Origin of the sequence: Pseudopedobacter beijingensis, assembly GCF_042678145.1 — a bacterium.
In the GTDB taxonomy this organism is placed as follows: Bacteria; Bacteroidota; Bacteroidia; order Sphingobacteriales; family Sphingobacteriaceae; genus Pseudopedobacter; species Pseudopedobacter beijingensis.
Map to the genome: position 1 here is coordinate 189,622 of NZ_JBHUDG010000015.1, position 14,022 is coordinate 203,643.

At 37.8% G+C, this 14,022-nt stretch carries 7 protein-coding genes; all 7 read right to left on the reverse strand.

Translation table 11 applies throughout. From position 1 onward, the window contains the following. Positions 1-81: 81 nt before the first annotated feature. Entirely contained in the window at positions 82-1,848 is a 1,767-nt protein-coding gene (locus ACFSAH_RS10310; protein WP_379662649.1) for a T9SS type A sorting domain-containing protein, read from the reverse strand. A 183-nt stretch (positions 1,849-2,031) separates the two neighbouring features. Next, positions 2,032-4,818: a family 78 glycoside hydrolase catalytic domain gene (locus ACFSAH_RS10315; RefSeq protein ID WP_379662650.1), complete on the reverse strand. Its 2,787-nt coding sequence runs from the start codon at positions 4,816-4,818 to the stop codon at positions 2,032-2,034. Continuing rightward, the gene (locus ACFSAH_RS10320) at positions 4,805-5,929 is read right to left on the reverse strand and encodes a discoidin domain-containing protein (RefSeq protein ID WP_379662651.1); all 1,125 of its coding nucleotides are present in this window, start codon (positions 5,927-5,929) and stop codon (positions 4,805-4,807) included. The genes ACFSAH_RS10315 and ACFSAH_RS10320 overlap by 14 nt, the downstream gene beginning before the upstream one ends. A gap of 21 nt (positions 5,930-5,950) precedes the next feature. Then, entirely contained in the window at positions 5,951-7,342 is a 1,392-nt protein-coding gene (locus ACFSAH_RS10325) for a sulfatase-like hydrolase/transferase (protein ID WP_379662652.1), read from the reverse strand. Positions 7,343-7,361: 19 nt separating this feature from the next. Next, positions 7,362-9,173: a RagB/SusD family nutrient uptake outer membrane protein gene (locus ACFSAH_RS10330; RefSeq protein ID WP_379662653.1), complete on the reverse strand. Its 1,812-nt coding sequence runs from the start codon at positions 9,171-9,173 to the stop codon at positions 7,362-7,364. Positions 9,174-9,205: 32 nt separating this feature from the next. After that, positions 9,206-12,523, reverse strand: coding sequence for a TonB-dependent receptor (locus tag ACFSAH_RS10335; RefSeq protein ID WP_379662654.1), 3,318 nt, complete (start codon positions 12,521-12,523; stop codon positions 9,206-9,208). Positions 12,524-12,757: 234 nt separating this feature from the next. Next, positions 12,758-13,894 carry a FecR family protein gene (locus tag ACFSAH_RS10340; protein ID WP_379662655.1) on the reverse strand — a complete coding sequence of 379 codons (1,137 nt, stop codon included), beginning with the start codon at positions 13,892-13,894 and terminating at the stop codon, positions 12,758-12,760. Positions 13,895-14,022 lie beyond the last annotated feature (128 nt).

Genomic DNA, 14,022 nt, shown 5'->3' on the forward strand with positions numbered 1-14,022 from the left:
ATTCATGGCAGGAATGATAAAACGCTGACAGGATTATGCACCAAATTTGATCCCCCCTGCCAGCGTTATTCTATCAATTGATTAATTAACCTTTATCAGTTTTCTATTGAATATCTCTCCATTCTTTGATATAACAGAAATATTGTAGATACCCGAACCAACATTACCAATATTTACTATTATATTTCCTTCCTCTGCAAAGGATTTTTGATAGATAGTTTTCCCCTGAATATCTGTAATTAATATGTTTCCTTCTTTAAAACCAAGTTCTATATTTATGATATTAACAAAGGGATTAGGATAAACTTTTATATTATTGCCTTCAGATAAACTATAATTTAAACTAATGGGATCAAATACTGTTATTTTTCCATTATTATCTTTTTGGATAAGTCTGTAATAGGATAATCCATTTAAAGGCTTATGATCATGTAACTGATAATTGACCGTTTCGTTGTTTGTTCCAGCTCCTTTTAGCCAACCTATTTCTAACCAGTTAACGGCATCTGTACTTCTTTCTACAATAAAAATATCATTATCTTTTTCAGAAGCTGTTTTCCAGGAAAGTATAATATCGTTTTTCTCTGATTTCGCTGTAAAAGAAAGCAGATTTACCGGCAAAGTGCTTTTGTCTACCAGACGAACAAACCTATTGTTTGAGCCTCCTATTAATAGTTTTCCATCATTATCTTTAACAAAAGCTCTCACAGTTGTAATATTAGAAAAATCAGTTATAATATTTAAAGTATTATCTAAAGTACCATTAGCATTTAGCCTGATAATATTAGCCGGACTTACAGCTGTACCGTTGTATGCCGTAATACCTTCTCCATATACAACAATTTTACCATCGTTCTGTACTGCTATATACTGCGGATGAGTTGTTCCTGTATTTACTCCTGTACCTCCTGTATTAAAACTTGCATCCAATGTGCCATCACTATTTAAACGGGTTATCTTGTCACTGGCAGCTGCATTTCCATTGTAAGATACAGAAGCCCCTGCTACTATAATTTTACCATCTGGCTGTAATGCTATAGCAAAATTCGCATTGTTAAATCCTGTGCCTCCCGCATTAAAAGCAGCATCCAATGTACCATCACTATTTAGACGAGCTATTTTACCGACAGCCACGGCAGGAGAACTTTGGTAATTGCCATAATACCCGGCTACAATAATTTTCCCATCCGATGTAATTGCTACATCTCTCACTTGCTGATCAAACTTTCCATTTCCGTTAAAAGTATTGTCTAACGTTCCGTCAGAATTAAGTCTCAGAAAATGCTTAACTGTAGAGAGACCATTAAATGCTCCAAAATAACCGCCAATAACAATCTTCCCATCAGACTGGAAAGCGACACTATAAACCGTAGGAGTTCCTGTAGTTACACTTCCTCCTAAGGTAAATCCTGTCCCCAGATTATTATTAAAAATATCATCAGGTGTACCGTCAGCTTTTATTTTTGCCAGGCCTTGTACAGTTTTTCCATTCAGAGAAGAGAAAGAACCAATCACATACAAAGAACCGTCAGTATGTAAAAAACCTTTCACAGGAACCTTTGAAGGCAAGTCCCCAAAACCGCTTCCCATATTTGCCTGATAAGCATTATCTAAGCTTCCGTCACTGTTCAAACGCATAATACCATTTACTGGGACCCCATTATAAGCAGAAAACGTTCCCAGTACAATTATTTTCCCATCACTTTGAAGCTCGATATCCCAAACTGTACTATTTACACCTGTTCCGGCAACAAATCCCGGATCGGCAACATATTCTTGTCCTTTTACATCAAGAGCCAAACATAGGCTTAACACAAGAACTACAAATAAGTAATTGATTTTAAACATATTAATAAATTTTATGCACCCTGTATACCCAAAAGGTGCGTGAAACAATAAGATTGTGGTATGGGCATATCTATCCCCGCACTACAATCCGGTACAGGTATTTGCCGGATTGTAATGAGAGATTTATACCAATATTTATTTAACTGATTTCTTTTTGGTTTATATACTAATTTTTAAAGTAGCTTAATAGGTACATTCAAAAGCATAATTTCCTGAACCAACTTTAATAATAACATTGTTCCCTTCCTCCTTTATATTTTCTTGTGACAATGATTGCAACAGGGATTTTCCGCTTTCCTTAATTGCCGATACAGTTGTATTAGAAAGTATAATTGTTGCCATAGAATTTGCAGGAACAGTTGCTTCCAGCTTAAACAATCCATTCTCTATCTTCCATTTCGACCTTATTTTACCATATAGCGTTTCCAGCTCTGCATCGGCTTTTGTTAACGCTCCTCCCGGTTGTGGCGCAACGGTAAAATGTCTGTATCCTGAATTAGTATCATCAGGTTTTATACCGCTGATAGTTTTGTACATCCATTCGCCAATAGCTCCATAGGAATAATGGTTAAAAGAGTTCATGAACTTATTTTGGAAAGTTCCGTCTGCTTTTATACCGTCCCAACGCTCCCAAACTGTTGTTGCACCTCTTTTAACCTGAAATAACCATGAAGGATAAGTTTCCTGAAGCAACAATTTGTAAGCTATGTCATTATATCCAAAACGGGTCAGTACATGGCACAAATAAGGTGTTCCTACAAAACCTGTTGTTAAATGATAATTGTATTCCTTTATATTTTCAACTAACCTTTCTGCAGCCTGCTTTCTTAAATTTTCAGGCAGAATATCAAATTGCAGTGCCAATACATAAGCTGTCTGTGTTGATGAGACCAGTCTTCCGTTTGGAGTAAGGTATTCTTTTGCAAAGGCCTCTTTTATCAATGGCAAAAGCTTTTTGTACTTATTTGCATCCTCTGTTTTGCCCAATACTTCTGCGGCATTAATCATTAGCTGTGTCGAGTATACATAAAAAGCCTGTGCAATCAGATTCCGGTCTGTGATAGCTCCTTTACCGTACCTGTCATCTACAGGAGTATAGAACAGCCAATCGCCATAGCTTGATCCCACTGTTGAAAGATTATTTTTACTGGTGGTTTCTATAAAATTCACCCAGGCTTTCATACTGTCATATTGTTCTTCCAATAACCTCTTGTCTCCATACGCTACATAAAAATTCCATGGAATTATTGTTGCTGCATCTGCCCAGGCTGCCGTTCCCGAATAACGTTCTTCGCGGACATTCGGAATAACAACCGGCACATTCCCGTTCTTAAGCTGGTCTGCTTTTAGATCTTGCAGCCATTTGGTAAAAAATCCGGCAACATTCATGTTATAAGCGGCAGTATTGAAAAACACCTGAGCATCGCCAGTCCATCCCAAGCGCTCATCACGTTGCGGACAGTCTGTAGGCACATCCAGAAAATTGCCTTTCTGTCCCCATTGTATATTGTGCTGTAACTGATTTAACAGAGGGTTTGATGTACTAAATGTTCCTGTACTGCTCATATCAGAATATACAGCAAAAGCTTTCACATTTGTAGAGTCTAACTTTCCATTATAACCTTTTATCCTGATATAACGAAATCCCTGGAATGTAAAATGAGGTTCCCACGCTTCTATCCCTTCACCTTTGAAAAGGTATTTATTCTCTTGTTTAGCTCCTCTTAAATTATCTGTATAAAAATTCCCGGCTTTATCCAGCACTTCTGCATGATGCAATATAATGGAATCGCCGGCTTTACCTTGTAATTTAATCTGTACCCAACCTACCAGATTTTGTCCAAAATCTATTACCTGTTCGCCTTTGGGAGTAGTAATATATTTTACAGGCTTAAAAACCTCATGTTTTCTTACCGGCACATTATTACTTGCAACAAGCTTGCTTTTGTCTATATCTGCTTCCCGCACATTCTTCCATTTGCTATCATTATATCCTGGTTGCCAAACAGCTTTATTTTCCATTCGGGCATCGTAAGTCTCACCATTATAGATGTCAGAAAAACGGATTGGTCCATCGAACGAATATTTCCAGCTATTGTCTGATACTATTAGCTCTTTGCTCCCGTCTGCATATTCCAGTTCAAGCTGGTACAATAAAGCAAGTTCTTTTCCGTACAGATTGCGCTTATTGTTAAACTCCAGATAACCCCTATACCATCCATCTCCCAATGTCACCAACGTGGCATTATTACCTTCTTTTAATAAAGGGAGCACATCATAAACCTGATATTGCAAACGTTTATGATAACTTGTCCAGCCAGGAGTAAAATAATCGTTTCCTACTCGTTTTCCATTAATTCTGGCTTCATATAATCCATGAGAGGTTATATACAGCTTTGCCCTATGCAATTGCTTAACAGCTTTAAACTCTTTTCTGAACATTGGACTAGGCATTGGCTTTCCGTTAGTCTCTTCTGCCGTTTGTATCCACTTTGCATGCCATTCTTTGGCACTAAGCAATCCCATTTCCCAGTACTTCACCTCACTCCACGGCGAGATATTTCCTTTATTATCCCAAACACGTACCTGCCAATAATAGCGTTGACGAGATTTTAGCTCCGGCCCTCCATAATCAACCAGTACTGATTGGCCCGAGCTTATTTTTCCTGATGTCCATAATAAATTGTTCCCTTTAGCGATAGATTTCATATCTTCTGAAACCCTGAGCTCATAAGCTGTTTGCACAATATTCCTATTTTTAGAAAACAGTTTCCAGCTTAAACGGGGAATTTTAACATCTATTCCTTCCGGATTATTACGGTATTCGCAGGTCAATTCACTTACGGCAAGAGATTGAGCATTAACCGACGCCTGTAAAGCGCCCAAAAAGAACAGAAGTATTATATACCTGAACCTGTAACGGCAATCTTTCTTTATCTGCATTTTCTTATTCATCTTAAAAATCTTCATCACCATAAACATTAACTTCGGCAAGGCTTGTATAACCGGCTGTCTGGGGTGTCCATGTTGGCGTAAGTTTCAGCGCAACTATTTTTAAATATTTAACCCGGGGTTTTCCGCTTATATTAAATTTCTGCCCCACATTATCATATTCAGCAGTTTGTATCAAATGGAAAGTGTCTCCGCTTAACTGGGTAAAATCTGTTCCGTTGGTACTTCCCCAAACTTCAAAATCTCCAAATCCATTATGTGTACCTACTCTTTTGAAGAGATGCACTTTAGTTATATTGACTTCTTTTTTCATGTCAATTATAAACCAGTAAGGAAATCCTGGCGCACCGGCAGCGGCTGTTGTTGGTGTATGCCATATAGTGCTTATATTACCATCAACAAGGTTAGACGGAGGACTTTCAGGTCTGTATGAATTGGTAGTTACTGTCCATTCACTTTTATTGGATATCACCATATCTTCAACAACAAGACTAATGGTTCTTTGAATTTTTTGTCCGTCTTTTGAAATTTCTACTAAAAAATCCATTGGTCCTGAAGGGGCCCGGCTTATGGAAATATTATCATTTAATATGTCTGAACTTTTAGATAGCACTTTCTCCTGTCCGTAAACCAGATAAGTTATCTTCAAATCAATTCCGCTACCTGTCTGGTTTTGCCATGAGAATTTAATACCATCTGAATTGGATTCGGCAACAACAGTTTCAATTACATCTTCTATTGAATATACCTTTAAAGGTAGGACACTAAATTGTTTTTTTTCAGTTATCAGACCTGATTTTGTATCATTAACTATTATTTCAAAAACATATTCATGGTTTTCTAAACCTTCTATCAGCAGTTCATCGTTTTTTTCAGAAGATGTTTTATGCAACGTTGCTTCTGTATTATTATCGGTGTACTTAATAGTCACTTCCATCTCTCTTTTAGATGGATTGTACCAACTAATATTAGCAGCTCCGGCCCGTCCTTCTATAGACACAAATTCCAGAACTTTTTTATGGTAATTGCTTTGTGGTGTTCCTTCGGTTCCTTCTTCTACTTTACAAGATGCATACATCAATGTAAACACAGTGAACAGAACCCATATTTTTACTTTATGAAGTTTCATAGTCCATTTTTTTAATGTTCATTATTTTACCGCAGCTTTTTCCTGAGTATACAAGTTTCTCATTTCATTAAGCTTAGCTGCATACGAAGGGTTTAACGCAAGATTCGTTGTTTCTTTTGGGTCTTGCTGTGTGTTATACAGCTCTTCATAAGCGTACTCAGTATAAGTCATATACTTAAAATCTTTTGAGACAATACCTTCTACTTTTGGAAGCTGCGGAGCACTGAAAACCGTATGGCTATAGAAGAAATGCTGGCGGTCTGGCTGATTTCCTTTGGCTATTTCTATTAAATTTTCGCCTTGCATGGTCGATGGTACAGTTACTCCAGCCATATTCAAAACAGTAGGCGCAATATCAATATTAAGAGATGTCTGTGAAACCTTTCCTTTTTTCAGATCTGCAGAGCGTGGGTCATAAATAATCATTGGTACGCGTATAGACTCTTCAAAACCATACCATTTACCCATCATACCATGTTCTCCTAAAGAAAATCCGTGATCACTAGTATAGATAATGATGGTATTATCAGCTATTCCCAGATTTTTAAGCTTCTGAACAATTGATCCAACAGCTTCGTCTACACCTGTTAGCAAACGATAATAATTGCGGGTATTATTTTGAAGAAGCTCTGTAGTAGAAAAAAAGCCATACCATCTTTGTCTGGCTATATTCTGATCTGTCCTGAAAAAATCGGGAAAACTATTCCAATATTTAGGATCTGCTGTTTCAGGAACAGCTATGGCTGCACCAGAATAAGTATTTTTATAACGGTCTTGCACCAGATAAGTCGCAGGAGTTCCGTCTACTTCATGTGCGGCATTAAAGTTTACCGAAAGACAGAACTGTTCGCCACGATAGCGATCCAGAAATTCAAAGACTTTTTGTTGTACCAAATCCGTATTATGCACTCCGTTAGATTGCCACGGAAGATTTTCCTGCCAGTAATTGAAACTGCTTGCTGGTGGCGTATTGCCAACACCAAACATGCCTACCCAGCCAATTTTATATCCTGCATTTTTCAAAAGCAAGGGATAAGTCTGACTTAACGCCGATGAAGTAAAATTAGCGGCAAAACTGTTTATTTTATGTCTTTCCTGATACTGACCACTCAATATGCTTGCCCTGCTTACCGCACAAACGGCTGTAGTAACATAAGAATTGATAAAGGCAATACCATCATTCGCAAGCTTGTCCAGGTTAGGTGTCTGAACAACCGAATTTCCCATTATTCCAAGCGCTTCTGCCCTGTGGCTTTCCGCAACAATAACAATAATATTTGGCTTTTTGCTGTTATTATTCCCTGGATTAGTATTTGACTCTTCCTCTTTGCTTTTAGAACACTGCAAATGAGCTATTGCAAAAAAAGACAAACCAACTGTCAGAAAAATACTTCTTCTTAAATCTCTATACATATCTTCTATTTTTTAATGGTTACCAACCCGGATTTTGCCCATGCAAAGGCATATTGGTTATTTCATTTAAAGGAATAGGCAATATTTTGTATTTATTTGCCCATGCATATCTTTTCTCAGCTACAAACCTGCTGTAGCTAAATGTATTATCCACATTTTTAGTAACCAGCATACCCGTTACTGCTTTATCCGTCTTATCTAAGATATTCCATCTGCGTACATCAAAAAAGCGATGCTCTTCAAAACAAAGTTCTACTCTTCTTTCGTTCCTTATTCTTTCTCGAAGCAGTTCTCTGTTGCCAGTAAACTTGCTTTTTATATCAGGCATGCCTGCTCTTGCTCTTACTTTATTAAGAGCGCTCAATACCTCTGCAGTCGGTATGGCATTTACCTCATTTTCTGCCTCTGCATAGCTAAGGTAAAATTCAGCTAAACGGAAAATAGGCCAATAAGCCTGTCCTGATGGACTTGCCGCACTTAAAGTCCCGTTCCCTCTTGTTGGGTCCATAAATTTTCTGATATAATACCCTGTCCTTGTATATCTCCTGTTATTGGATACCTGATCTAATCCATTCTGATATATCTGAACATAATAATCATTAGCTCCTTTTTTGCCCCAATAAGCTCCGTTATAATACACAAATGCAGTTAGTCTTGGATCTCTGTTTGCATAAGGATTTTGTGGATTATAATCTGCAGCATCTGCATTAAGCACAGGTATTAACTTGTCTTCATCGGCATATCCCAGAACAGGAGGCTCACCAGATATTGTTTCAAAAGCATCCACCAATTCCTGTGACGGATTAGTGCCTGCTTTATGGTTTCCTGCGCTGGGAATACCGTGAACATAAGCAAAATGTCCCAAACTATTATGAGGATTGGGATGCTGCCAGATAACTTCTGCCATTTCTGATGTACCATTATCTTTTTGTCTGAATAATTCATAAGTATTGGAAACGGGAGAATTATCTGTATGATAATATAGCTTATATTCTCCGGTAGTTTCCGCCAAATCAATCACAGCTTTAGAGGCAATAGCAGCATCTCTCCATTTATTGATATCGTTTTCCGGATTATTTAAAGGACTCGCATTGTATAAAAGTACCCTGGCTTTAATAGCAAGCGCTATCATTTTTGTCATTCTGCCAACGCCCACTTCTGTTGCCGTACCGCTTTGATGGCGTCTTACAGGCAAATCGGGCAATACGTCATCACATTCTTTAACAATCCAGTTCGCACATTCTTCAAAAGTATTTCTTTTGAGAGTACCAAAATCAAAGCTTACAGGAAAGCTTTTTTCTGTAATAACTACGCCTCCGTAGTATTTTATCAATTCTGCATGAAAAAATGCCCTTAATAATCTGGCCTCTGCAATCCACATTTTTTTTTGTTCGCTTGTAATTGCATTGCTCCCTCCCAAATCATCAACTGGAGTAAAGTCTATGTTTTCCAAAAAAATATTCGCCTGGCGGATACCATTCCAATAAATATCCCATAGTCTGCTGCTAGCCCCTCCCCTTAAATTCTGTACTGCTATAGGATTATAATTTAATGATAACCTGCCTGCATTCCATCCCGGATCATTCTGCAAATCATTGTCGGCTGCTTCGTCACTATTCACTGCAAGCATTCTGTAAAATCCATAACCATCAAAATATGGAGGTATTGCGGCATATATCTCTGCCAAGAATCCCATAGCTAATGCAGGATCTTTATATGCCTGCTCCCGGGTTAATACGCCATCTGGAAGTTTATCTAATGGGTCTTTCTTACATCCCGAAATACCTAAGAACATCAGGCATAACATTAAATATTTTATGTTGATTTTCATGTTTCTTCTAATTAATCATGTATACAAACTCATCAAAAAGATGCTGTTAAACCAAAATTATAAACCTTAAAAAGCGGGTGAACTGTTCCATTCCCATTAGCAGTTTCAGGATCATAGTCCTTATTTTTCATCTTATCCCAGGTAAATAAGTTTAGCCCCGTAAAGAACAGTCTTACAGATTTTGCATTTATATGGTTTGTCCATCGGGCAGGAAGTGTATATCCTAATTCGAGTGTTTTCAGCCTGATAAAAGAAGCATTCTCTACAAAGAAACTATTGGCTATTTCATTAGAATTGCTATTTACTGTTAGCCGTGGATAGGTAATTTCTTCACCTGCCGCATATCGTTCAGGATTCCATCTGCCCAAATATCTACTTAAATTAAGATTGCTTGACGCGAACGCACCTTGCCCGCTTATATACAACGATTTCATGGCACTTCCCTGAAACAGGCCGGCCATATCAAAATTTTTATAGCTTAAAGAGAATGAAAATCCATAATTTAAAAGAGGTTCATTAGGATACCCTATTACTACCCTGTCTTTTTCATCTATTACTCCGTCACGATTCTTATCTACATATTTAAAATCTCCAAGTTGCGATATTGCACCCAAACCGCTTTGGTCTGCCCAGCTCTCTATTTCATCTAAAGTATTAAAGTATCCCGCAACTTCGTATCCCACCGGCTGGCCTATCATTAAGCCTGTGGTAGGGTATCTTAAAGACCATGTATCATCTCGCAAAGGTTCATCTTTGAAAATGATCTTATTATGAGCATAACCTGTGTTACCTCTTAACATCAGAGATAATCCATTTTTAAAAGCTTTGCTGTAGCCTAGCTCTACTTCATATCCTTTATTTTTTACTTCTCCAAAATTTAATGGCGGGAGTGCACTTAGATTTCCAAACATGGCAGGTACTGTACCTCGAGTTGTCAATATATCGCTTCTCTCTTCCTGAAAATACTCTGCTACTACCGAGAAATTTTTAAAAATAGTCGCATCTATACCTATATTAGCTTTTTTTGATGTTTCCCAGGTTATATCCGGATTACCAATAAAATTTTCTACTGTTCCACCACTCAGATTAGACCAGCCTATTGGAGTTCCGGTCATGTTTGCTCCAGTACGCTTCCCATAATTATCCTGGTATAAAAATCTTGCACTCGACATACGGTCATTACCCACTATCCCATAAGAAGCTCTTAATTTTAAGCTCTCTGCAAACGGAATTTTTTTCCCCCATTCTTCTTCAGTAATTACCCATCCGGCAGAAAAAGCAGGAAAAAAGCCATACCTGTTTCCTTTAGCAAACTGTTCAGAACCATTATAGCCCATATTTATTTCTGCCAAATAACGTCCTGCATAACCATACGTAAAACGGCTTGCAAAACTCCTATAATTGTAAGGCAATTCTGCATTTATATGTTTTTGTTCCTGCTGGTACAACAATAATCCGCCTACATCATGTATCCCGAATTTCCTGGCATAATTTGCTGAAAACTGCAAAGTTGAATTTGATAAAAAACCCGATGTAAGCTGTGCATTGGAAAGATTTGTATTGGTCCCCTGAAACAGCTGATACTCTACCTTATCACCTACAATAATGGCTTGATAACGTTCGAAATTACGTTCTCTACGCTGTATGTTGCTTGCTCTTGAGTCAAAAGCAAACAGCCCTTTTACCGATAGACCTGGAGTTACCGAAGTACTTAAATCCTGATTTAAAGAAAATGTTCCGGTTATATTGTTTCTTGTTTCAATAACATACCCACTCCTGTTTAATACACCATATACAGGCCAGTCTGATATTCCCTGCGGACTATTTTGTACTTCTCCATTTGGTGTTAGCGGATTAAACAAACCTGCAGGCTGTCTCAACACCGCATTGATAATATAAGCTGTAGCATCCTGTCCCGGCTGTCCATAAAGTCCGGCCGCCCTATTTTGTTTTTCTATATTTCCTGCCAACTGTAAGGATGCTGTTAAAGAATTATTTAAATTGGCATCAAAATTTGTACGGAAATTATATCTTTTTAAGGTGCTATTCGCTTCCCATTCTGTCTGGTCTGGCTTAAACATTCCATCTTGAAGGAGAGCTCCCGCATTGATAAAATATTTCACTTTAGGCATACCCCCGGATATATTCAGATTATATCTGTTCTGAGAAGAGAAAGGCTTGGTAATTTCTTTTAGCCAGTCAATATCCGGATATGCCTCTGGCCAGTCCTGATTTTTCCAATGAGCCAATTCATCATCGGTATACATTCGCGTGCTTCCGGCATTTATACGAGCTTCATTCATTAAAACCGCATAATCGTAAGCATTCAATCTCTCTGGAAACCTGGTATAATTCTGAAGTGATTGTTCGGCCGAAAAATTTATGCTCTGCTTATTGGCTTCTCCCCTTTTTGTAGTTACAATAATAACCCCATTCGCTCCTCTCACTCCGTATAAAGCAGTTGAAGAAGCATCCTTAAGTATACTTATACTCTCTATTTCATTAGGGTCTAAAGAATTTAAGAAATCTGCTCTTTCTACACCATCAACCACTACTAAGGGATCTGAGGTATTAAAAGTTCCTCGCCCTCTGATTCTCAGCATATTGTCTTCTCTTCCCGGTTCTCCAGAACGTTGGATTGCTGTCAGTCCGGGCAAACGTCCTGCTAATGCAACGCTTAAGCTTGCTGCTGGACTCTGTTTGATTTCTGCACTTTTTATAGTAGAAATAGCAGCTACATTACTGGCTTTCGACTGTTGGCGTCCATAAGCTGTTACTACAACTTCATTTAAAGCCTGTGGAGATTCACTTAAAACAACATCAATCGCTTTCTGATTATTATATACTATATCTTGTGTAACAAATCCCAAATAAGAAAAAACAAGAGTACTGCCTGTACTGACAGCTAAAGTAAAGTTTCCGTTAGCATCGGTCTGTGTCCCTTTACTCTCGCCTTTTACAGCGACACTTACACCTGCCAGTGGATTTCCGTCTTTATCTACAACTTTACCGCTTAGAGGAGGACTAACCTGATATACGTTTTTTTCCTTTTCTTTTGGAAGAACCACTACCGTTTTACTTTCTATAGAATAGCTAAAAGGCTGGTTTTCGAAACTTTGGTCAAGAACTTCTTTTAATGGCCTGTTTTTAACATCTATGCTAATGCTTTTTCCTTTAATCAATAAATCGTGTTTATACACAAAGTCATAGCCACTTTGCTTTTTAATTTCTTTAAACAGCTCGGTGAGGCTTATATTTTTCTTGGTTAAAGTGATGTTTTGCGCATTGGAAGCAAAAGATAGCTGCAAAAACGCAATTACTATAAAAGCACAAGTTAATTTAACCCGCATAAGTAATCTCTTTAAGTTTTGAGAAGGATATGCTATCCTGGATTTAAACAGTTGGCTTATGAGCAAAGCTGTATGCCAACCACCATTTTTTGCATAATTTTTATACATTTGTTTAGGTTTCTTTTTTAATACTTATTGTTTCGACGCATTATGTATTTCTGTAGGGAACCAAAATCTAATCGGGGACGCGCCAACGTTCCCGTTTTCTTTTTCGGTTACCCGGCACTCATATTTTTACAGCATAACCAAAACCCTCCTTCCTTCCAGCTTAAAGTTTACGCCTTGTGTCATCGAAAGTACTTTTAGCACTTCCTGAATATCTTTGGATCTTGAAATAGAACCGCCAAATTTTATATCGCCAACATCACCTTGATAGACTACTTCTACATTGTACCAGCGACTGATTTGGCGCATGATGTTTTTCAGCTCCGCGCCTTCAAAAGCGAAGTCGCCTCTGTACCATGCCACCGCCTGTTCTGTATCTACTTTTTGAATGCTTATCTGCTGTCCTTTAATAGCTGACTGTTCTCCCGGACGAAGTATTTCTGTCTCATTAGCCAATGATACTTTTACACTACCTTCTAAAAGTGTTGTTCTTACCGCTGGCTCATCTTTGTAAGTATTTACATTAAACTTTGTACCCAGCACTTCTATGGTCTGATTCTCCGACACCACCTTAAAAGGCTTTGTTTTATCAGATTTTACTTCAAAATAACCCTCGCCAGTTAAAGTAACCCTTCTTTCATTTGAGCTAAACTTAACCGGATATTGAAGAGATGAAGAAGAGTTCAGCCAAACTTTAGTTCCATCTGGCAACAGAACCTGATATTGCCCCCCTACCGGAGTTTCAATCGTATTATTTCCTATAGTTTCCTGAGCTGCAGAAGCAACGGCATCTGTAATTTCATAAACCAGTTCTCCATTAGATTTTTTAATGACTTTTATTCCTTCCTGGGTTATGGTCATTCCACTGTCCAAATCGGTAAGGTTTATTTTTTTCCCATCGGCAAGAGTTAGATATGCTTTGTTGCCTCCCGGTATTATAGCAGCATAATTTTCAATTGCTGTATTATTTTTCAGCTGCACTTCACTATTGAAGAAATAATAGGCAAATCCCATGATTACGATAACAGACGCTGCAGCTACTATTCTGGAGTATCTTATACCTTTATTCTGTCCAATTGGTCGCTCTTTAACTATGTTTTGCCAGATATTATCCTTCGCTGCAAGCATTTCAGTATCTGTTATATCTGCTGATTGAGATTTATCCACCATATCCAGATACCAGGATTCTACCCATTCCCTCTCTTCCCTGGAACAGCTTCCTTCGTTATATCTTTTTAGGATTTCCCTTATTTGTTTTTCATCCATAAACACATAATTTGTGATCTTATATTGCTTATGACAATTTGATAGAGCGGTGGTAGTAGATTTATTTTATTTTTTTATAAGAAATAGAAAATGAGATTGCTTCTTGTTGTCTTTTTTTAATAAAAAAC